Genomic DNA, 21,462 nt, shown 5'->3' with positions numbered 1-21,462 from the left:
ATGATCCATTCCCCCCTTCAGACGAAGCCCCTGGGCGATTCGGGTTAAGCCTTCGAAAAAAATTTCACTCAGCGGGAATAGCGGCGCACCACACTGCTGTTGCGCAGTACGTGACCGTTGATCTTTTCCAGCAGTTGGGCGCGGGTCAGCCCGGCGGGCAGGGCTTCCGGCGGCAGGTCCAGGGCGTAGATCTGGATGATGTAGTGGTGCGCGCTGTCACCCACCGGCGGGCACGGGCCCATATAGGAAGTACCGTTGCGGCTGTTGAGGCCGGCCAGCCCTTCCAGGTTCGGCTTGTTGCCGGCACCGGCGGGAATCTGCCGGGTGGTGGGCTTGATGCCGTAGTGCACCCAGTGATCCACGCCCTGGCCCTTGGCCCCGTCCGGGTCGTGCATGACGATGGCGTAGCTCAAGGTCCCGGTCGGGCCGGCGGTCCAGTTCAAGGCCGGGGAATTATTGTGCCCGCCACAGCCCTTGGCATCGCTGGCATTGCCCGTGGTGAACAGCCGGTCATCCGAAACCCCGGGAATGTTCAGGGTAAAACGCTCCTGTGCCTGCACGGGCAAGTGCAGGCACAGCAACGCGGCACCAACGGCCAGCCAAGTATTGCGGGAGGCAAAGCGAGACATACGAAAGCACCTTATTTGCGGATGAGGTCAGGGTGAGCACAAGACTATAGCCTGCACGAAAGAGCGCACTCCTTCGCACCAGGCAAGGGAGCAGATTGAGCTTGAGGACGGGGGTAGTTGTAAATGAATATTTCAGACAGGAATCGCAATGGCGACCACCCTCCACGGCCGGCCGGAAAGAGCGGCGGGCCATCCGCCCGCCTCCTGAAATGATGCACAGGCCTCAGTCCCGGTGGGCCTGCATGTACTGGCGCAGCAATTGGTTGATCCGCGTCTGGTAACCCGCGCCCTGGCCCTTGAACCACTCCAGCACATCGGCGTCCAGGCGAATGGTCACGGCCTTCTTGCCCGGCAGGTGCACCTCGGCGCGGCGAAAGAAATCGTCATCCAGCTCGGGGATATCAGAAGTATCGATGCCCTGGTCATCGGTTTTCGCCAGGCGATCCCAATCAGTTTTCGATCCGTTGGACATAATATTTAGCCTCCCGCTTAGTGGCTTTTCGCGCCGAGATGATGCGCACCGCATGACCCCGCCGCTCGGTATGGACCACCACGCCCACCAGGGTCCTGATCCAACCGAGGCTGGCCCAGCGCTCCTCGCCGTAGTCCAGGCGCTCATCGCGCAAGGACAGCACCGGGCGCTGGAACATCAGCACCGCATCGTTGAAATCGATGCCGTGCTTGAGCATGTTGGCGTGGTTCTTGGCCTCGTCCCATGCAACGTACATGAGCAATTCCGTATTTACAAATGTACATACAGGCTAGCCGACCGTTCGCCAAAAGCGCCCTGGCTAAACACCTGGAAATACAGTCGCAAGCGGGATGGATGTGTACGGAAAAAGCCCTACAACGCTCTCGGAAAAGACGCCACCACACTTGCCTTGCACCCTCGCAAGCCCGCGGCTTATAGTCCGGCCGTCGCCCATATGGCGACCTGGTTTGGCGACCGGAGTAACGAGTACATCGATCCATTAAGCGAGGTGTACTAATGAACCGTTATATATCCCTAACCGGCCACGACTGCCTGATTCCTTCCCTGCTGATCGACACCCAGGCGCCCATCGATGTGTTGCACGACGCCGCAGCCTTTCGCATCCGCGCCGCGACCCAACTGCTGGAGAACTTCGCCGCCGAGACCCTACGCAGCGAACCGGTGCTACTGCAGGAACTGACCCTGGTGTGCAGCATCCTGCTGCGCGATGGCTGTGATCTGCTGGATGTGACATCACGGCGTTTGCAACCGCAGGCCAAACTCTAAACACCCCAGGGCGGCTTCCCGGCCGCCCATTCTTCATAAGGAAATGCCATGCATAAACCCGCAACAGAAATCCCCGAGCGCCAGATCCGCGCGCTCTACGACGCCGACACCATCCGCGTCTACCAGGCCTACTCCGACAGCATCGCCGACACCGCCCTGGCCCACGGCACCTTCGTCTCCCCACCCTTCAAGATGGAGCGCATGACCTGGATAAAGCCGTCCTTCCTCTGGATGATGTACCGCGCCGGCTGGGGTTTTAAGGACCCCGGACAGACCCGCATCCTGGCCATCGACATCAGCCGCGAAGGCTTCGAATGGGCCCTGGCCAACGGTTGCCTGAGCCATGTCGACGAGTCCATGAGCAAGGAAGAGTGGTTGAAGTTGAAAGACCAGTCGCCGGTGCGGATTCAGTGGGACCCGGAACGGGATCTGTACCTGCGGCCCCAGGAACATCGGGCCATTCAGATTGGCCTGAGCAAGGAGGCCGTGCAGTTGTATGTGAACCAGTGGATCAAGCGCATCACCGACGTCACGCCCCTGGCTCACGAGATTCATCGACTCATTCAGGAAGGAGACTTGGAAGGAGCCAGCAGGCTGCTTCCGCAGGAGCGGGAGTACTCTATGGGGTTTGATGTATAACCTGCACTTTCGGAAGTTGCAGCTAAGTTACTGGAAGAACTCACTCATTCACCTTAGAGGCTTAGCAAACAACAATCGTCATCTGATCAATCCCACTTAAAATCAGGTGTGATGGTACATAAAACCCCTGCGTGACCAAGCATTTTCCTGACCCGCGAGACCTCAACAGCCTGCCCGGAGAACAGAAGAAATTGGCCTTTCTGCAGTGCTTTTCTGGACATCAAAAAATTATAACCTGCCACCTCGGATACAACTCGCACATGTGCTTCGCTTTTATAATTACCGCTACAAAAAATTTTATATTCTCGCTCATCGATTTTAATGTCTGAAATATGTGTAGTAACCAAGGACCAGCCACAACCGGAACACCTTAACCCTTGGGTAGAACCCTCGTTAAACACATCGAGCTGTTCTTCACACGATGTACATATTAGAGGAGATACTTCTTTCATCATGGCTTACCAGATTAAAACACTTTGAAAACCGTGGATTACTAGGAAATCATCTACTGCTCAACGGTCACCAGTTCCTTCAAAGAAACACAAAAGTCATCTACCGCTAAAAAATCAATACCAGCCTCGAACCCAAAATATACATTCGAAGATTCTTCGTAACTACTTCCAAGGTTAAATAAAAAACCTATGGAAAAGTATCCATCTTCCATGCTTTCAGCCTCCCCGGCCATGAACCTTATTTGAAAGTCGCTTTCCAAAGGCATATAAACCAGTGACTCATTAACCTGATTAGTAAGCACTGACAATTTATGCCTATAGAAATAATCAACAAGCCTATTTATATCATCAAAATTCAAACTACAAAAGAAATCAGCCGGTAAACAGCCAGAATATTTATCATACCAAATACTGACAATATCGAAGTCAAAAAAAACTATCCTTAGCCTTCATATTTTTGACAATAAACTCTAACACTCCCGCCTCTGTCTTAAGTTTAATGCTCATGCTACATCTCACTTAAAAATGCAAAATACATGCATACATATCTCTGTACCACGCGCGATTACACCATAATATATTTTCTTCTTCACTCTAAAAACTTATCACTTACGTGACTCTTACTTAATATATAGCCCACTATGATCCGAAGGCTGACAAACTAGAAAAAACAAACTTGATGCAGGTCACAGCAGAGCTTTTTTTCAAACCTTATTTCAATCTTGAAAAAATCAAAGACTCAGGAGTTAGTGAAAAATCATCTGAGTCATCATGCAGCCCATGAGCTATCCTTCACCTACAATGACTTTTCGCAACCCAACTAAAGCAGTTCTTATCAACTTAACTTCATAGTCCGCATTCAAAGTTATCTTTACGCCTGCCAGCATCGAGCTCAATTTCTCTTTCGGATAAACATCCGCCATTGAATACAACTCTTGGATCACCCTATCAATCAAGCCTACAACTACATCAGCATACTCTTGGCTTTTCAGAAATTTATCTAGCTGCAGATCAATACAACCAGGGCCGCCATACGAAATCGAATCGACCCAAGAATCAAACATATAGTCCAATGCTTCCGAGCTTACATATTTTCCGGACTCTATTACTAGAAAGCAGGCAATACTCAAGTCCAGATCATGAATCCGCGTAAACTGCCCAGAAAACTCTAAATTCGAATAAGCCAAATCAAACTCTCACTCATTGTAAGTATGAAACAGAGCCCTGCCATCTTGGGATTCTTTATTCCGCTCTAATAAACCCAAGCCACCCTACACCAACAACCAGGTAACTAGTCAGAAGATTTTCAACATCAGCCTCTTCGGAAAACTAGAAATTTCCGATACATAAAGGAAATTCTACAAACTCTTGTCGATGCGACTTAAATACTAGACGATGCATGTTTTTTGCATCCCCAACATTTCTATGCAGAATTTCCTGCAGACTTGATTCATATTCAGCATATAACACAGCGCCTTCACATACTCTTACTTCTCTCACAAGCTTCCGCGCACCATACTTTAAAAGAATCGAATACACTCCTTTACTTTTCGCTTCGAAACCAACAACTATTAGTTTCACAAACTACTGCTCAAAAATTAAATAAGAACCCCATGTTCCTTGAGGCCATTTCATTTCCATTTTTTGCTAGTCCCTTTACACAGTTCACAAATCATCACACATCCACAACTATTCAAACCATCGACTAAAATCCAGCATCCTATTTCATTACCTCCTTCCCAAAGCTGAGCAACCACGAGCCTGTTGAGCTCAGCGCATAAAAAATCCCAATATTTCCGTTTCAACATAAGAGCAAGTCTTCTTACGAGAGCCAGACCATCTAACTTCTAAAAAACAAAACAACTTCTTTTGTCCTCCGTCTCATAACGCCAAGATTTTATAATGCCCTCTTTTGAGACAAGTATTGAGTAACGACAATCCATAAGCCACGTAATGTAGTAGCGCTTTTCACCTGCCTCTTCATCCAAAACTTTATCAAAAGCTGCATTCTTATTGCTGGGCGACCAATATTGATGCAAACAATCTGGCAGGCATCTAGGGGGCCAAAAGTGCGACTCAAACGGAGTACCAACCAACCCATTGGTAGCACTAACCCAAGTCGAATAAAAAGGTGACGAGCATCCTATAGCAAAGAGACAGACCAAAAATACATTAATTATTTTTTTCATCTTTCCTCACTGCATCAGTTAGAGGCCTATATTTATCAATGATTGCCCCGTAATTGACTATTAATGCGGGCGGCATACTACCAATATTTTCAAAAATACTCATATCAGGCTTTTCGCCTAAAGAACCTCCCAGTTGCCAGCTCAACTTTTTCAGCTCGATCAGTCTATTCATCCAAGTATCATGTAAAGTCGCAAATGCATTAACACCAGGAACATTACTTAAAAAATTACTAAGAGGCATTCCGTGACAAATAGCCAACAAGGAAGTACACGTTTGATTTAGACCAACATTATTTCCTTCTCGCTCTATTCCACTGACAGTAACGCGCGGCACAAGCCCCCCATCTAGCTCTTGAAAAACATTGCTTCCAGGTCTCTCCACCCCAGGCCTAACATCCGGGTCTCGACCCGCCGAATACTGATACAACTCCATCAACGCCCCAGTCGCTGCAATACTCAACCAAGTGTCTTTGTCCTTACCACTCAAGGCCCCCTTCAGTGCGGTATTGGCTGCATAAGCCTTCAAGCGCCCGGCATAGTCATCGCCATAAACATAATTACCTTCCGCACTTAAAGTCCGCCCCATCTCGTTGGTAAAGGCCGCACCGAAACCAGCAATCACCGCACCGGTTGCGTAGCCTTTCAAGCTGTTTTCACTGAATACGTCCTTCACCACATTGCCCAGATTGCCCTTGTTGTTGATAGTGCTAGCCGCAGCGGTGCCCGCCATCGAAGATAACGCCGTAGTAACCATCGCATTACCCCACCCCGCCGCCGCAGTGCCGACTGCCGTTCCCGCCTGAACCATCGCTGCATTTCCCGCAGCCGCCATTGCCGAACCGGACCCAGCACTCGCCCCCGCAGCCGTACCTATAGCACCGCTGGCGGCACCCGCCGTAAAAGCGGCGACGACGATGACAATCGCCAGCATCGCCCCCTGACCAAGACTTGAATGGCTGTACTTGAAGCTGTCATGAATCTCCTGCACCTTGCGCCAGTCCACATCTCCTCGCTGCTCTGCCTCCTTGAGCCAGGCCAGTTGCGGGTCGGCCTTGACCATCGCGTCAATGCTCTGGCTGATGGTGCCCTGGTCGATCTGCTTGATATCGATCTTCAGTCCATCCAGGGCCTTGATCGCTACCTTGCCTTGAGCTAACAACGCTGTCTGGCGCAAGGTCTCATCGGTGTTGCCCTTCCCTTTGGCGCTGGTCCAGGCCAGGCTATTGTTGCTCTTCTCATGACTCTCTTGATGCAGGTCCTTCACCCCTTCAAAGGTGATGGCTCTACCGCTATCTAGGGTGATGTCCTTGTCACTCTCCAATTTGGCGACCTGATACTTCTGATCGCCACCACTCACCAGAGTCAAATTACCACCCGTACTGATTTCGCTGCCCACATGGGTAACCTGAGTGACCTCATCGCGCTGGGTCTTCTTGCTACCCCAACTACCCTTTTTCTTCATGTCATACAGCGAGTAATTGCTGTCTTGAGCCGCCAGCAGATTCAGTTGGTTAGCGGCCACCAGATAAGCTTCATCCCCGGCTGTCACACGGCTGGAGATCAAGGTCAGATCCTCACCCGCAGTCAGCGAAACATCTCCCCCCGCCGTCACCGTGGAAGCAACCTGTTTGACATGATCTTCCTGGCTTTTGACCTTTTTGGTCTTGCTGTAGAAGTGCGTTTCATTGGCCACCGAAACCAGGTTCAGATTCTCGGTGGCCACCATCGCCACATCGCGCTTGGCTTCGATCTGGCTGGCGATGGCGGTGATGTCGCGCCCGGCGCTGATGGCCAGGTCGCGACCGGCCTGCAGGCTGGAGCCGTTCTGGGTCACGCTGAGGTCGTTGTAGCGCACGCCGCGGTCGTTGCTGACCACCTGTTCCACAGCGCTCAGGTTGACGTCGCGACCGGCCTTGAGGCTGGTGTCGGCTCCGCTCTTGAGTACGCTGCCGTTGTTGTTGATGTCGCGCCCGGCACTGATCACCAGGCTGTTCGCCGCTTCTACCCGGGCGGCGTTGTCGACGAAGTCGCGCTGCTGGGCGTAGCTGCCGTTGCTGCTCTGGTGCGAGGTCAGGGTGCGCTCGTTGATGACGTCGCCCCGGGTTGCGGCGAGGCTCACGTCACGCCCGGCGATGATGCCGCCGGCCTTGTTCACCAGGTCGTTGCCGGCCAGCAGGTCAAGGCGACTACCGGCTTCCACCAGGCCGCTGTTGATCAGGTTCTGCCCGGCCTGGGCCGACAGGTTGTTGGTCGCGCGCAGGGTGCCGACGTTGTTCAGGTCCTGGCCGGCGATCAGGTTGACGTCGTTACCCGCGATCAGGGCGCCGTTCGGGGCCAGTCGGTTCTTGGCCTGGGCCAGGTAGAGCACGGGCACCAGCACTTGTTCGCCGTTCACTTCATGGCTTTCCAGCCAGACGATGTCGTGGGTCAGGGCCGCCACCTGCTCGGAGGTCAGGGTCACGCCCACCGACAGGTTGAGCTGTTGCCGGCTCTGGATGGCGTTGTCCATCAGGTACTTGAACAGCTGTTCGTCGCTGTTCTGGCCGTCGATAAAACGCTGGCCGGTACGGGCTTGTACCGCTTGTTGAATCAGCTTCTGCTCGTAGAAGCCATCCCCCAGGCGTTTGGCGCTGTCGTCCGGGTTGAAACCGAGGCTGGACAGCAGGTAGTCCGAGCTCATGAACTGCTTGAGGTCGGTGAGTACCGGGTTGGTTTCTATCAGGTACTTGTGCGGCCGGGTAAGGTTCGCGGCATCCGGCAGGCCGGCGATCTGCGCCGGAGCTGGTGCGGCGCTGCTGCTCTGACCACTGAGGCGGAACAGACCGTTCTGCCCAGCGGGCAGACTAAAGCCAGGCAGGGCCAGGGGGTTGACCTGTTGCTGGGTCAGGTCTGGGGGCAGTTGCGGGCTGAGGCTGATGCGAGTGGCGAAGGCGGTACCCGGTACTTGGGTATCGGTACGCGCACCGCTGCCGACATAGGTGTAACCCGGACGGACCACGCTGCTGTCGAAGCCATTGCCGGCCTTGATGCTCACCGCTCCCCCGGCCTGGATCACTGCGGCATAGCTTTGATCACCACCGGCGAGTTTTTTCGTCGTCCCCAGGCCGACCCACTCACGTTCGGTCATGCCGATAAAACCGGCCAGCGCGCCTTCCAGACCACCCAGGTCATCAGGCGTATAACCCGCACTCTGGAACCAGTATCGGTTGGTGACAGCGTTAGCGACGTTGTACCAGGCACTGGCATTTTTGGTCCGCGCCGACATGAACACCCGGGTGGTTTCGGTCTCGCCGGTTTCCACGCCGCTGTGGGTCAAGTTGTTGACCGTGGCCATCAGGTTGCCGGCCGCGCTGATACTGCTGCTCTGGTTCAGCAGGTCGCCGGCGTTGATATTCAGGTTGACGCCAGCGGCAATGCTCGACGCCGCACTCGCTTCGGTGACTTCAAATTTGTCGCGCTGAACGATCTCCCACACGTGATTGCGTTTGCCGCCACAGTCACCGGCGTTGTAGCCCTCGATGCAGGCGACTTCAGCGATTCTGGCGGTGTAGATGCCGCCGTTGTTGGTGGCCAGCACATCGCGCATGTTCTCAAGGGTGCTGGCTGCAAGCGTCATGGAACCATCGCTTTGCAGGGTGCCGGAACGGTTGGCGATGCGGCTGGCCAGAGCCCCCTGACCATCGCGATCGATCGTCAGATGACCGAGGCTGTAAACGTTGCCGTAGCTGTTGGTCAGGGTGTCGACCCGCAGCCCCATGTCGTCGCCACTGAACACCAGCCCGTGATCGTTGAGCAGGCCGCCGGTGGTCAAGGTCAGGTTCTGGGCAGCCCCAAGGGTGCCCTGATTGTTGATGCCACTCGCGTTGAGCGTGAGCCCGGCCGCAGCGCTCAGGCGCCCTGCGTTGTTCAACTGGCCGAACACCGAGACTGTGGTGTTGCCGCCGCCAGCAATACTGGCACTGTCTGCCAGGTCCACTTGGGCAGCTTTTAGGTCCAGTTGCCCAAAGCTGCTGAGTCGGCCCTTGCTGCTGTAATGACCACTGAGGTCGATATTGACGCCTGCATCACTGCCGATCAGGCCGTCATTGATCCAGTTCACGCCGCTGCCTATCAGGCCATTGCCGGCTAGGAGCTGGCCCGTACGGGCCTGGGTCAGGTGGTTGACGTTGACTGTCAGTTTCCCGGCCTGGATCGAGCTGCTGTTGGTCCAGCGTTCGCCTTCCAGGATCAGCTGACCGGCGGTTTTCAGGCGCCCGCCCACATCCTCGAGGTTGGCCATGGACAGGCCGAACAGGCCGTTGCCGCTGTGCAGCACGCTGCCGCCACGGTTGTTGAAGCTGCCAGCGTCGAAGGCCAGGTTTTGGTTGGCGGTTTCCAGAGAGCCATCGCGGTTGTCGAACAATCCGCCGAGCTCCAGCCGTGTATCGCCACCGTCTCCCAGGGCGCGCAATTGGCCGGTCTGATTGTCGAGGCTGGCGGCCTTGATCGTCAGGCTGCTGTCGCTTTCGATGATGCCCTTGTGGTTATTCAGAGCGCCGCTGAGGTCGAAATTAATCTGCTGGCCGGCGATTTGCCCGTTGTTGCCGCTGTTGTCGAAATGGCCGCCGCTAACTTTGACAAGGCCCTTGGCGTAGAGGCCACCGTTGCGGTTATCGAAATCGCCGGTGGTGATCAGCGCATCGCCGCTTTGCGCGGAAATCCGCCCGCCGTCGTTGTCTATGCCAGCCAGGGCCTTGAGGGTCAGGCGCTGGGCCTGGGTCACGCCGCCCTGGCGGTTGTTGCTCGGGTCGTAGCCGTTTTTCAGCACGCCGCGAAGATCGGCGGTCATCGCGCCTTGCACGCTAGAAAGCACGCCCCCACGGTTATCCAAGTGGCCGGCGCCGATGTTCAGGTTACCGTTCCTGGCCAGGATGCGACCACTCTGGTTGTCGATGTCGCCGGTGCTCAGGTTCAGAGCGCCTTGGCTCTGCAGGGTGCCCTTGCCATTGGTGAGGCTCCCGGCCTGAACGTGCAGGCCGCCGGTCTGGCTGTAGATCAAGCCATCACCGCTGTTCTGCAGTGCGCCGTCCAGGGTCAGGGTCAGTGGGTCGTTGGCCATCAAGGTCCCACGGTTACGATTGTCCAGGCTGGCAGCGAACAGGCTCAGCAGGCCCTGGCTGGCCATCTGGCCACCCCGATTGTCGATCTGCCCAGCGCGTTCGATGCGCAGCGGGCCGCCGCTGGCCAGCTTGCCGTGGGTATTGTTCAACGCGCCCAACAGATTAAGGGTGACGGCGGTTTTGCCGGTGAAAGTGCCGGTGCCATTGTCCAGGTCGGTGCCGGTAAAGGTCAGGTCACCCGAGGCGTCAAGGGTGCCGCCGTTGTTGCCCAGGGTCATGGCCTGCAGGGTCAGGGTGGCGGCGCTGTCGATGGAGCCGCCCTGGCTGTTGTCCAGCCGGTCGCTGAGTTTAAGGCTCTGTGCACCCGCGCTGGAGATCATGCCCTTGAGGCTGTTGTCGAGGCTGGCGGCCTTGACGTCCAGGGCCTGCTGGCTGACCAGGCCACCGCCCTGGCTGTTGTTCAAGGCGTCGCTGAGGGTGACCTCGACACCGCCTTTGAGGCTGGAGACGGTGCCTTTGTTGCTGTTGTTCAAGCCTGTGCCGTTGAGGGTCAGGCCCTGCCAGCCCGACAGCAGCCCGCCCTGGTTGTCCAGCTCAGCGCTGCCGGTGATGGTCAGGGTCTGTTGCGCCAGTACCACGCCGGTGAGGTTGTCCATGCCGGCCAGTACCAGGGTGCTGCTGCCCTGGCTGGACAGCTCGCCACCGCTGTTGCCCAAGTGGCCGAGGGTGGCATTGAGGGACTGCTGGCTCTTGATCAGGCCGCCCTGGCCGTTGCGCACTTGCTCGGCATCGAGTTGCAGGCGCTCGGCGCTCAGCAGCTTGCCCTGACGGCTGTTATCCAGAGTCCCGGCACTGACCGTCACCTGGCGCTGCCCGCTCAGGGTGCCGCCCTGGTTGTTCAGGGTCTGGGCCGTGTTCAGGGTCAGGTCGCGGCTGGCGACAATGCTCTTGCCGCGGTTGTCGAGATCCCGGGCGTTGAGGCTGATGTCGCCGTTGGCGTTGCGAGAGTTATCGGCATTGACCCCGGCTTCGATGATGCCCTGGTTGCTCAGTTGGCCACCGCTGTCCAGCTGGATGCTGTCGCGGGCGGCGAGGGTTTTCTGGCTGCTCAGGTCGCCCTTGGTCTGCACCTTGAGTTCGCTGCCGGCGTAGACCGCGCCCTGGGCCTCCAGGCTGCCGGCCTTGATCGCCACCGCGCCCTTCTCGGCAGTGGCGTCGGCCATGCGCAACTGGCCGTTGGCATCCAGTTGGATATCACCGCCACTGGCGATCAGCTTGCCGTCGAGCTTCACCCCGACCCCGGCCTCGGTGCCCACCAGCTTGATCGCCCCGGCGTACATGCCGCCCAGGGCTGATGAGTCGATGGCCAGTTGCGGTGCATCCGCCGGGTTGGCGGTGCGGGCCGTGGCGTTCAAGGTCTTGGCATCGACGTCGTTGGCCCCGGCGATCACCGCCAGGTGCCTGGCCTGGATCTCGGCGTTGATCTTGGCGCTGCGGGTGATGATTTCGAACTGGTCGATATTGCTCGCGTTGAGGCCCGCGCCCTCGATGGCGACGCTGCCCTGGTCCACCTGGTAACGCTGGACCTGGCCGTTCTCGATCACCGGCTTGCCGGTGGTCAGGGTGGCCTTGGGGGTGTTGATGAAGCCGCAGCCGTTGCAGGTCACGCCGTAGGGGTTGGCGACAATGACATGGGCCGCTTGCCCGGCCACTTCGGTGTAGCCCTTGAGCTGGCTGGGGCTGCCGCCGTTGACCTCGTTGAGGATCACATTGGCCGCGCGGCCACCCAGGTTGGAGTTGCCGAGAATGATTCCACCGAGCTGGGTTTCCTGGGTGCGGCCGGTGGCGTTGTTGAGGATCAGCCCCTGCTGGCCGACGTTGTAGTCGCTGAACTTGTTGTGCGACAGGCCGCTGCCATTGGGCGTGGCAATGTTGACGATGGGCACGCCATTGCCGGCCTGTCCCAGTGTTGTGCCGCTGTCGTTGACCACGATGCCGTCGGCCATCGCCACCAGCGGCTGCCAGAACATCATGTTGGCCAGGACGAACGCCAGACCGCGTTTGGACAGCCCCCAGAACGAATCCCGCGCTTGCAGGGTGGCGGAAGGCTGGCGGGCCAGAAAGGCGAGTTGGCGAACGTCCATGTCAAAAGCCTCAATGAATCAGTGCAATCAGAGATAGAAATCCAGGCGGAAATGGGTCGGGGTTTCCCGTTCACTCAAGGCTTCGGGACGTTCGAGGGAATGGGCAAAGCTCACGCCGGTGACAAGGTGGTTGCCCATCGGGCGAGTCCAGCGCAGATCGTTGCGCCAGCAGTAGCCGCTGTCGCCGTTCAGGCTCGGGTCTTTGTAGCCGCGGATGAAGGACTGGGCGCCCAGGTTGAAGGTGGTACCAGGCATCGGCGCGACAGCGGCGCTATGCAGCGCGCTAAACAGCAGCAGGCAGGACAAGGCACAGCACAACCTCATCCCGAGCGTGGAGAGAGACATATCCGATCCTTCGAAAGCGTGACGACAAGAGCTACGAAGGGCGTGACGCTAATAAGCTATTACTGCATCGTCAAATGACTGCCGCAGAATCGCCAATAACAATCAAATCGAACTTTCAAGCAACTTTACGAGATAAAAAACATGCAGCTCCATCATGGATCCGCCCATTTTAAATTTTGAAATATTTAAAGGAAAAATCATCTTAAAGCCTTTTAAATCAAGGCTATAGAGTTTTAAAAAGTTTTAGAAAAAGTTTGAGATTGCACACTTAGAAGAGCCAACGCCCGTACGCAAAAACCCTGGCTCTCACTCTCTCGCTACGATTAAAGAACAACTCACCCACAACCACATCCGTAGCGACAAACCCATGCAGAAACCCCAAATAAATCAATAACCCATTGATTTATTTACTGAAAATAGAATCAGACAATTCCCTCTGCAAATTCAGAAGAGCCGTACCCCCCAGGGCTCATCCCCCCTGGGCAATCAATCTTCTCCTGTCTTCTTGCCTTCATCCCCTTCCGAACGCAGATGGATCACCCGCGGCGGCGGTTCCACCCTCAGCGGCGGGTGCTGCTGGTCTTCGGGAAGAATGCGATAGAACTGCGTGGTGACGTGGCTGATACCGCCTTCCTCGTCGTTGTGCACGATCATGGTGCCGGGCTGGCGCATCTGGGCGAAGGTCGCGTCGTTGAGCTTGAAGGTTTCGCTCAGGCGCTTGTCGTCCACCACGGGTGCCGGCAGCCGGGGCGGGTAGCTCTTGTTGCGACGCTGGCGGTAGCGGGCCCAGGAAATCAGCAGCACCGCATTGAGTACCGCCACCCAGGCATAGAACTGCAGGGTGGTCAGGGCATCGAGCATGCCCGCTTCGATCCGCGGCCCTTCATGGCTGTCCAGCAGCGGAATGAGCCCACGAACCAGCAAGTACAGCAGGCCTACCCAGGCCAGTACGGTGAGGACAACGTCGACGATCACCATGAACGGACGCTGGCGGGTTCGGATGATTTTCATCAGCGCACCTCCTCTTCGTCATCGATGGGTTTGATGCCGCGGTCCGGGCTGACCCAGCGCGCGCGTTTCTGGTGTTCGCCAAACAGCACCCGGGGAAAGCTCACCAGGGTGGTGAACAGGCTGATGAACCAGAACACCAGCGGGTACCAGACCACCCAGAACATGGTTTTCCACAGGTCTTTTTCATAACGGCGGTCGATCAGGATACTCACCGCGAACTGGGTCAGGCAGACCATCGCCAGCACCAGCCCGGTGAAGGCCGGCGGGACGATGGTGTGCACCGCGATGGCCTCGGGCATGACGATGAACTTGCCCAGGGCCCAGAAGATCACCGACAGCAGGAAGGTGAAGGCCCAGCCGGTGGACAGGCAGTAGTCGAACAGCAGGGTCCAGAGGTAGCGGTGGCGCCACTCCCAGATCCCGCGGATGTTCTTGAACAGCACCTCGGCGCCGCCCTGGGCCCAGCGCAGGCGTTGCTTCCACAGGCCGCGCAGGGTCTCCGGCATGAGGATCCAGCACAGCGCCCGCGGCTCGAAGAACACGTACCAGTGGTCCAGTTGCAGCTTCCAGCTGATGTCGATGTCTTCGGTGATCATGTCCGGGCTCCAGTAGCCCACCCGGTGCAGGGCGGTGCGACGGAAGGCGACGATCACCCCGGAGACGGTGAAGACTTTGCCGAACACCCGCTGGGTGCGCTTGATCAGGCCGATGATCGAGGAGAACTCGCCCACCTGGACCCGACCCACCAGGGTCGAACGGGTGCGGATCCGCGGGTTGCCGGTCACGGCGCCCAGGCGCGGGTTGTCCAGCATCGGCGCCACCAGGTAGGCCGCCGTGTTGGGCGCCAGCAGCGCATCGCCGTCGATGCACACCAGGTATTCGCTGTGTGCCGCCACCGCGCCCATGCGCAGGGCCACGGCCTTGCCCTGGTTCTGCGCCAGGTGCAACACCCGCAGGCGCGGGTCCTGGGCGGCAAGGCGGTCCAGCACCTCGGCGGTGCTGTCCTTGGAGCCATCGTTGATGGCGATCACTTCGATGTTCGGGTACTGCTGGGCCAGGGCCGCATGAATAGTGTCGGCGACGTTGTCGCCTTCGTTGTAGCAAGGAATGAGGATGCTGATAAGCGGCTCACCGGCCAGGGGCGGCGGCAGGGTGTCGTCGCTCCACGGCCAGTGGCGCTCCCAGTGCATCCAGTAATACAGGCCGCCGGCGATCCACAGCGCCGACATGAACAAGGGGTAGTAGAAGACGAAGTCCATGAGGAATTCGCCGGTCAGCACGAAGATCAGCCCCAGGGGCACGCCGAGAACGAGCGCCAGGACCACCAGCGCAAAGATACGATCCACCATGATTCAAGGGCTCCATTTGTTGGAGAGCGCGGGCCGCAGAGTCTTCAGGTCCGGTGAGTTCTCGAGGAAGTTGTCCGGGTAGTAGCCGAAATTGGTCGCGCCCTGGCGCTTGAGGCGGCCCATCCAGTCCGCCAGTTGCTGGGCGGAGAGGTCGCTGGCGGGCTTGCGGGCCCAGTCCCGGGCCTGCAGCTCGAACACCGTGCGCTGCAAGGCACCGGGGCGGGCGCGCACCTGGTCCACCAAGGCTTCGAGCCAGGGCCCGGAATGCCGCTGGCTCTGGCCTTCCATCAGCGGCATGGCCATGGGCGCGGTCCAGTCGTAGCTGACCAGGAAATCATCGAGGTTCTGGGCGAACCAGGTTTCACTCTGCGGGTTGATGATCGGCTCGGCGAACAGGTTGCGCGCGGTCTGCACCTGCGGCCCGCGAATCGCCCGGACCTTGGCGGCCAGCTCATGGGTGAAGTCGATCAGGTAGCGGCTCTTGAAGCGGGTCCAGCGCTGCAGGGTGGCCGGATCGTCGCGCAGGGCGGCCATGGAACCCGGCAGGCCCTGGGCCGCATAGGCGCGCAAGGCCCCGGGGCTGGCGTCTTCGAAATCCGAGAGCACGGCGTCGTCGTGGAACAGAATGCCGTCCACCGACGTCATGCGCGCCACGTCCTCGTAGAGGTCGCCGATCTGCCGGCGCACATTGGGGTCGAAGGGCGACAGCCGCTGGTACTGCTTAGGATCGATGGTGCTCTGGCCGGTGGCCGGATCCCAGCGCGTGACCCGGGGCAGCCGGGCGTCCAGGGCGAAGCTGAGCACCGGCATCCAGGCATAGACCTTGACGTGGGCCCGGGTGCGCAATTGCCAGGCGACCCGGTCGAACAGGTCGGCGCGCATCGGCAGGTGCCGGTTGGGGAAATACAGCGACTGCACTAGGCCGTCGCCCTTGGGGTCGGCGAAGGCCTGGAGGAATACGGTGTTGGCCCCCAGGTCGGCCATGCGCTGCACCAGCTTGCCGAGGTTGACCTCCTGCTGCTTGGGGTCCGGGTCGTAGACGTTGTCCAGGTCCACGTGCACCACGCGCATGGGCGCGGCGGTCTCGGCACCGACAATGCTGTTGGAGAAGTGCATGCCGTCCGGGTCCGACACCACCAGGAAACGCGGGCTGCTCATCAGGTTGTCGAGTGTGTCCAGGCCGTCGTCCAGGGTCAGGGCCAGCTTGAAGCCCTGGCTGTCCACCACTTGCAGGGTAGAGCCGTCGGCCGTGCCGTAGGGCCAGACCCAGATCCGCGGGCGATAGCCGGCCACGGCCAGGATCTTGTTCGAGATGGCGGTCACGTCCTGGCGCATCCGCGCCTGGAAATCCGCCTCGCTTTCATAGCGCCCGGAGGCGGCGTCAAAACGGCGGGTCGCCGCCGCCGGCTGCAGGTTGCCCTGAGGGTTGGCAAGAATGCCCAGGTGGCTGTGGTCGGTATGGGCGGCGATTTCCACCAGCCCGGAACGGGAGATTTCCCGGACCTGCGCCCAGGTCAGGAACTGAGAGCGGGGCCGCAGCTCGCCGGCGAAGTTCACCGGCTGGTCGGCCGGGGTGTCGATCCAGGTGCCCACCGGCGCCAGCACCGCAGGCCAGTGATAGCTGCGCAGCACCGGCAGCACCCGGGTGTAGAAGCTCGAATAGCCGTCATCGAAGGTCAGCAGGATGGCCTTGGCCGGCAGTTCGGGGCCGCCGTTGCGCGCCGCCAGGATCTGGTCCACGGTCACGGGCCGGTAGCCGTTTTCCCGCAACCAGGCCAGTTGCTCGATCATCCGCTCGGTGCGCACCGCCACCACCCGTTGGTCCGGGTCGCGATCCTCGATGTCGTGGTAGGCAATGCCCAGCACGTGGTTCTTCGGCCAGGGCGCCTCGGTGTTGGGCAACGGCCGTTGCGCCGGGGCGAGAAAGTCGGCGGCGGGCTGGGAACAGGCGCTGAGAACCAGGGCTCCCAGCAGGAGGATGCAACGGTTGATCAGGCGCATCGTCACACTCTTCTCTAGAAGCGATAGGTAAGGTCGACAGCCAGGCGCAGGTCGGTTTCCCGATCACCGTCGTAAGGCCGGTTGATCACGCTCAGGACTCCGCCGATGTCGAACACGTCGTTCCAGCTGTAGCGCTGGCCGTAGCTGAGCAGCCCCACCGCTCCAGTGGAGTAGCCGCGTTCGCTGTAGGTACCGGCGCCGGCCTGGAACTGTTGGCTCCAGGAGGTCTGATAGCGGTGATAGAGCACGTGGTTGACGGTGACGGTGGGCAGGACGCTGAGGTCCGCCTCGGGGTTGTAGTAAGGGGTGTCTTCCAGGGTGTTGTGGCTGGCGCCCACTTCCAGGCCGAGGTCGACCTGCACTTTCGGCGAGCGGTAGACCCCTTCGCGGCCCGTGAGCAGGGCCTCGAACCTATTGTTGCCGTCGCTGAAGTGCGACGGGCTGAGGGACAGTTTCCACTCGCGGCTTTCATTGGCCCGCCAACGCAGGAAGGCGCTGCCGCCGTTGGCGCTGATATCGCTGTTGAGGGCCCGCAGCGGGGTGTTGGCAGAGAGGTAGTCGAGGCTGCCGCCGTATTGCCAGTGATCGTCGATGTCCCGCGCCAGCGACACCCGGGCACCGGTCTTGTCGCCGTAGCCATAGGAATGGTTGGAGACTTCCGCTTCCAGGGTCATGTCGCGGGTGCGCCGCTCCACCCCCAGGACCTGCCAGCGGTGATTGCCGATCCCTTCCGAGAAGTCCCCCATGGCATAGCCGATGCCGCCGAACAGGCGCCAGTCCTCGGCGATCGGCGGCGTGTAAAGCCGGCTTTCGATGCCGAAATCACGGCTGCCGGATACCGCGCCGGCACCATTGCTGCCACCGCCGTAACTCTTGCCGCCATAGGTCATGACCCGCAGTTCGGCCATGTCGTGCACTTCGCGCTCGCGGGCCAGGCGCTGCACCTGGCGGCTCTCCGGAAAGCGCTCCACCACGTCGTCGGTCAGCGCATCCAGTTGCCGCCATTCCTGCAGGTCCTGGGCCGTATGGCCCTGGGACACTTCCAGGCTGACATCGCGCGGGGCCACACTCTCGGTTTCCTTGAGCAGGCTTTCCGAAAGCCGGGGCCAGTCGCGCACCCGGTACAGATCGGCCTGGGCCAGGCGTACGCTGATGTTGCCCGGGGCCTGCCCCGCCAGGGTCTCCAGGCGCTGCTCGGTGCCCGGCAGGTCAGCCCCGGCCGTGCCGTCGGCACCGGCCTGGGCCGCCAGCAGTTGGGCATCGACCCAGTCGTCATTGGGGTCGCCCACGGTTTGCCCGGTGAGCTGAATTCGCTGCGGCACACTGTCGGCCAGGTCATTGGCGAGTTTCAGCGCCTCTTCCGGGCGTTCACTTTCCAGCAGCGCGTAATACAGCGCGGTGGTGTCTTCCAGGCGGTGGTCGGCATCACCATCCGGTGCCGAAAACACACGCCGATACAGGTCCGCGGCGATTTCCGGCTGGCGCTGGTCGAGGTAGGAAGCCGCCACCCAGCGCAGGGCATACGGGGGAATGGCCACGCCGGCAGCGGTGAGCTGCTCGTATTCGCTGATCACCTCTGCGGTGCGCGCCCGGGACTTGAGGGCGCCCAGGCGGTCGATGCGCCAGCGGGTCAGGTCGTCCTGGGCTTGAGGGTCCTTGCCCCAGGCGGCGAACAGGGTGTCGTAGTCGGCCAGGGCACGGTCGGCCACCACAAAGCGCTCTTTCTCACTGCGGCTGGCCAGCTCCGAGAGGCGCACCCGTTCGGCGGCGAGGTCAGCCTGGATGCGCCGCTGGATCACCGGATCGATCAGCCCGGGGTGCTGCCGGGCCAGGCGCAGGGCCGGTTCCGGCAGGCGCGCCCGCTGCAGGGCGTAGATGTATTCGCGGATGACTTCGGGCTTGTCGCCAGCGCGGATAAACGCCTGGTCGTATGCAGCCAGGGCGTCATAAGGCTGGTTGGCGCGGGTCAGCGCGTAGCCCAGGGCCAGGCGCCGGTTCGGGTCATCGGGCTTGGCCGCCACCAGGGCCTTGGCCCGGGCCACGGCTTCGACCGGCTGGCCGGCATCGGCCTGGGTCAGGGCCAGCCCCAGCTGCAGGTCGGCGTTCTGCGGGTCGCGCTGCAGGGCCAGGCGATAGACCTGGGTGGCGTTGTCCCACTGCTTGAGGTTGCGATAGGCACGGGCCGTGGCGGCCAGCGCCTGCGCCGGCAGCACCCGGTTGTGGCCCTGGGTCTCGTAGACCTTCACCACCTCGGCATCGAGGCCGGCCCAGCTGGCGATCTGCAGGTGGTCGCTGACCAGCCCGTTGTTCAACCGGTCCGCCGGCACTTGGCGCAAATGGTTCAGCGCCGGGGCGTAGCTGCCGGCCCGGGCCTGGATGATCAACTGGTCATAGGCCGCATCGGCGAACGCCAGGCCCGGCCATAACAGTTGGCTGCACAATGCCAGGCGAAACAGCGGACGAAGGCCGTAGCGGCGAGCGGGATGAACAGTGCGTTGCATTTCGTCAGCATCCTTACGTGGCTAGCCGGAGTTATGCGCCCCGCCCTTACGCCCCAGCCCGGACGATCAGAAGATCGACAGAGCGTCTGGGAGAATTCTTCCACGAAGGTTAGTTCAGAATTTGCAGCGCCATATTTATTCAGAATCAGATTCTGCGGGGCCTGCAGCCGCCCTCACCGCCTTGCTCCAGACAGCACAACGCCCGACCTGTGGGCTGCACAGGCCGGGCGTCAGGGGTTGCACAAGAAGGGCCGCGCAAAGCGGCCCGTGCACCTTTACTGCTGGGCGCCTACGCCCCCCAGCTTGCTCATGACCAAACCGATGAACTGCTCAACGGTCATTTTCTGGCCATTGAAGTTCACTTCGTTATTGGCATAGTGCAGGGCCGACACCACGTCATTGCCTTCCAGCTTGGCCAGTTGGGTGGACAGGGCCATGGCACTGAGCATTTCTGCAGTGGCCGCGCTTTGCTCGGCGATCAGCTTGGCATCGGTCTGGCCTTCGACCTGGGCCTGCAGGGCGGCGATGTCTGCCACCATCGGCTTGGACAGCGACAGCTTGGCATCCAGCTGGCTGACCAGCTGCTTGCCCAGCTCAGCCGGCGGCAGCTCCAGGCTCTGCGGCTTGGCCAGATCCAGGCTCAGGCTGAAACGGCTTTCACCACCGGCGGTCTTGAATGCCAAGCTTTCCAGGGCGATCTGCGGCTTGGCTTCCAGGACCTTGTTCACGGCAGCCCGTACCTTGACCTGCTCGGCGTCGGACATTTGCAGTTCCGGAGCCGGTTCACCCTCGGCAGAGGCCTCGGTGGCGGCCTTCTGATACGGCTGCAGCACGTTCTGGTAGACCTGGACCAGATCGAGCATGCCCTGGCTGTCGAGGCTCTTCATGCTCCAGAGCATCTCGGCCGAACCCACGGTCTTGCCGTCGAAGGCGATTTCGCCCACTCGGTAATCCGCACGGCCCGCCACTGTGCTGCCGGTTTCTTCGCTGAAGGTCTTCTGCTCGAAGTGCTTCAGGGTCAGCACCGACTGCTTGTCGCCGAAGGTGGCCTTCAGGCCGCTGAGCTCCAGGGTGTTCTGGCCCAGGAAGTAGTCGAAGCTGCTTTTCTGCAGGTTGCTGGCCAGGGTCAGGCCGTTGATTTCCAGTTTGAGCGGGGCCTTGTCCGGCGAGCTGAGGAACAGGCTCAGGCTGTCCATATAGCCATCGACCTTGGCCTTGCGGCGATTGTCGCCGACGCTGAAAGTGGCATTCAGGCCGGAGAACTTGAGGTTGTTCAGCTCATCCAGGGCCAGTTCCATCGGAGCGAAATCCAGGGTGCCCTCCGCGGACAGGTCATAGCCGACATTGACCACGCCCTTGAACGGTGCAGCACCCTTGGTGGCGGCAAACCACTTGTCGGTCTGCCCGTTGTTCTCCAGCTCGTAATGACTGGACGCCATGACTGGCAGCCACTTGAGGCGGATCAAGCGCGAGAAAGGCAGCGGGCCGTGTTCGATATGGTCGGCGATCATCAGTTCCAGCCCACCGTTGAACACCTCGCCCTGGGTCTTGAGGCGGTAGCGGGCATTGCTGCTGAACACGCCACGCTCCAGGGACACCAGCTCCAGAGTGGCGGTGGCGTCATAACCGATCAGCGCCGCTTGCAGCTCCTTGTTGCTTTCAATCACCTGCTGCTGCAGGACCCCTTCCAGCTTGGTGCCGGTGTACCAGGCACCGCCGGCACTGATGGCACCTACTGCGACGACGATTCCTAACAGTACGCCTGCTGATTTATTCATGTCTGACCCGATCAATATCCGTTGTTTGAAGGTGTGGTCGTCTTCCCTGAACCCATGACGGGTTGCG

The 21,462-nt window shown here is 59.6% G+C and carries 13 protein-coding genes and 1 pseudogene; 2 read left to right on the top strand and 12 right to left on the bottom strand.

Annotated elements, in window-relative coordinates; genetic code table 11:
• Positions 1-68 precede the first annotated feature (68 nt).
• The 3 genes from AC1RMG_RS29920 to AC1RMG_RS29910 all read right to left on the bottom strand — a co-directional run bounded on the left by AC1RMG_RS29920 (position 69) and on the right by AC1RMG_RS29910 (position 1,357).
• A complete protein-coding gene (locus AC1RMG_RS29920; RefSeq protein WP_011058553.1) occupies positions 69-629 on the bottom strand; it encodes a YbhB/YbcL family Raf kinase inhibitor-like protein in 561 nt (186 codons plus the stop codon).
• Positions 630-852: 223 nt separating this feature from the next.
• Positions 853-1,101 (bottom strand): BrnA antitoxin family protein, encoded by a 249-nt coding sequence (locus tag AC1RMG_RS29915; protein WP_011058552.1) that lies wholly within the window; start codon positions 1,099-1,101, stop codon positions 853-855.
• Positions 1,079-1,357, bottom strand: coding sequence for a BrnT family toxin (locus AC1RMG_RS29910; protein WP_011058551.1), 279 nt, complete (start codon positions 1,355-1,357; stop codon positions 1,079-1,081). The genes AC1RMG_RS29915 and AC1RMG_RS29910 overlap by 23 nt, the downstream gene beginning before the upstream one ends.
• 260 nt (positions 1,358-1,617) lie before the next feature.
• Between AC1RMG_RS29910 and AC1RMG_RS29905 the strand changes: the two genes are divergently transcribed.
• Both AC1RMG_RS29905 and AC1RMG_RS29900 read left to right on the top strand, forming a co-directional pair.
• Positions 1,618-1,887 carry a hypothetical protein gene (locus AC1RMG_RS29905; RefSeq protein WP_072452194.1) on the top strand — a complete coding sequence of 90 codons (270 nt, stop codon included), beginning with the start codon at positions 1,618-1,620 and terminating at the stop codon, positions 1,885-1,887.
• Between the two features lie 48 nt (positions 1,888-1,935).
• The gene (locus AC1RMG_RS29900; protein ID WP_493170886.1) at positions 1,936-2,526 is read left to right on the top strand and encodes a DUF4291 domain-containing protein; all 591 of its coding nucleotides are present in this window, start codon (positions 1,936-1,938) and stop codon (positions 2,524-2,526) included.
• A gap of 86 nt (positions 2,527-2,612) precedes the next feature.
• On the opposite strand, the gene AC1RMG_RS29895 is transcribed toward AC1RMG_RS29900, so the two are convergent.
• The 9 genes and pseudogenes from AC1RMG_RS29895 to AC1RMG_RS29855 all read right to left on the bottom strand — a co-directional run bounded on the left by AC1RMG_RS29895 (position 2,613) and on the right by AC1RMG_RS29855 (position 21,395).
• Positions 2,613-2,978, bottom strand: a complete 366-nt coding sequence (locus tag AC1RMG_RS29895) for a hypothetical protein (RefSeq protein WP_141679917.1) — start codon at positions 2,976-2,978, stop codon at positions 2,613-2,615.
• A gap of 785 nt (positions 2,979-3,763) precedes the next feature.
• Positions 3,764-4,108 carry a hypothetical protein gene (locus AC1RMG_RS29890; protein ID WP_141679916.1) on the bottom strand — a complete coding sequence of 115 codons (345 nt, stop codon included), beginning with the start codon at positions 4,106-4,108 and terminating at the stop codon, positions 3,764-3,766.
• A 1,042-nt stretch (positions 4,109-5,150) separates the two neighbouring features.
• Positions 5,151-12,410: a two-partner secretion domain-containing protein gene (locus AC1RMG_RS29885; protein ID WP_493170884.1), complete on the bottom strand. Its 7,260-nt coding sequence runs from the start codon at positions 12,408-12,410 to the stop codon at positions 5,151-5,153.
• A 27-nt stretch (positions 12,411-12,437) separates the two neighbouring features.
• Positions 12,438-12,647 (bottom strand): annotated as a pseudogene (locus tag AC1RMG_RS29880) (ShlB/FhaC/HecB family hemolysin secretion/activation protein); the annotation flags it as partial.
• 594 nt (positions 12,648-13,241) lie between these two features.
• Positions 13,242-13,766, bottom strand: coding sequence for a poly-beta-1,6-N-acetyl-D-glucosamine biosynthesis protein PgaD (gene pgaD / locus AC1RMG_RS29875; protein WP_011058546.1), 525 nt, complete (start codon positions 13,764-13,766; stop codon positions 13,242-13,244).
• Positions 13,766-15,115, bottom strand: a complete 1,350-nt coding sequence (gene pgaC / locus AC1RMG_RS29870) for a poly-beta-1,6-N-acetyl-D-glucosamine synthase (protein ID WP_210672400.1) — start codon at positions 15,113-15,115, stop codon at positions 13,766-13,768. The genes pgaD and pgaC overlap by 1 nt, the downstream gene beginning before the upstream one ends.
• Positions 15,116-15,118: 3 nt before the next feature.
• Complete coding sequence (pgaB, locus tag AC1RMG_RS29865) at positions 15,119-17,116, bottom strand: poly-beta-1,6-N-acetyl-D-glucosamine N-deacetylase PgaB (protein ID WP_019095705.1); 1,998 nt, start codon at positions 17,114-17,116, stop codon at positions 15,119-15,121.
• 14 nt (positions 17,117-17,130) lie between these two features.
• The gene (pgaA, locus tag AC1RMG_RS29860; RefSeq protein WP_493170882.1) at positions 17,131-19,617 is read right to left on the bottom strand and encodes a poly-beta-1,6 N-acetyl-D-glucosamine export porin PgaA; all 2,487 of its coding nucleotides are present in this window, start codon (positions 19,615-19,617) and stop codon (positions 17,131-17,133) included.
• Positions 19,618-19,892: 275 nt separating this feature from the next.
• Positions 19,893-21,395 (bottom strand): YdgA family protein, encoded by a 1,503-nt coding sequence (locus tag AC1RMG_RS29855; RefSeq protein WP_011058542.1) that lies wholly within the window; start codon positions 21,393-21,395, stop codon positions 19,893-19,895.
• Positions 21,396-21,462: the final 67 nt, after the last annotated feature.

This window comes from Pseudomonas sp. GW822-FHT04H02, assembly GCF_058800645.1.
Note: the sequence above shows the minus strand (reverse complement) of the source record. Positions and strands in the feature narration are given on the sequence as shown.

Excerpts from the sequence above, each read along its gene's own strand:
- AC1RMG_RS29920 (WP_011058553.1), bottom strand. The coding sequence starts at position 629 with ATGTCTCGCTTTGCCTCCCGCAATACTTGGCTGGCCGTTGGTGCCGCG.
- AC1RMG_RS29915 (WP_011058552.1), bottom strand. The coding sequence starts at position 1,101 with ATGTCCAACGGATCGAAAACTGATTGGGATCGCCTGGCGAAAACCGAT.
- AC1RMG_RS29910 (WP_011058551.1), bottom strand. The coding sequence starts at position 1,357 with ATGTACGTTGCATGGGACGAGGCCAAGAACCACGCCAACATGCTCAAG.
- AC1RMG_RS29905 (WP_072452194.1), top strand. The coding sequence starts at position 1,618 with ATGAACCGTTATATATCCCTAACCGGCCACGACTGCCTGATTCCTTCC.
- AC1RMG_RS29900 (WP_493170886.1), top strand. The coding sequence starts at position 1,936 with ATGCATAAACCCGCAACAGAAATCCCCGAGCGCCAGATCCGCGCGCTC.
- AC1RMG_RS29895 (WP_141679917.1), bottom strand. The coding sequence starts at position 2,978 with ATGAAAGAAGTATCTCCTCTAATATGTACATCGTGTGAAGAACAGCTC.
- AC1RMG_RS29885 (WP_493170884.1), bottom strand. The coding sequence starts at position 12,410 with ATGGACGTTCGCCAACTCGCCTTTCTGGCCCGCCAGCCTTCCGCCACC.
- pgaD (WP_011058546.1), bottom strand. The coding sequence starts at position 13,766 with ATGAAAATCATCCGAACCCGCCAGCGTCCGTTCATGGTGATCGTCGAC.
- pgaC (WP_210672400.1), bottom strand. The coding sequence starts at position 15,115 with ATGGTGGATCGTATCTTTGCGCTGGTGGTCCTGGCGCTCGTTCTCGGC.
- pgaB (WP_019095705.1), bottom strand. The coding sequence starts at position 17,116 with ATGCGCCTGATCAACCGTTGCATCCTCCTGCTGGGAGCCCTGGTTCTC.
- pgaA (WP_493170882.1), bottom strand. The coding sequence starts at position 19,617 with ATGCAACGCACTGTTCATCCCGCTCGCCGCTACGGCCTTCGTCCGCTG.
- AC1RMG_RS29855 (WP_011058542.1), bottom strand. The coding sequence starts at position 21,395 with ATGAATAAATCAGCAGGCGTACTGTTAGGAATCGTCGTCGCAGTAGGT.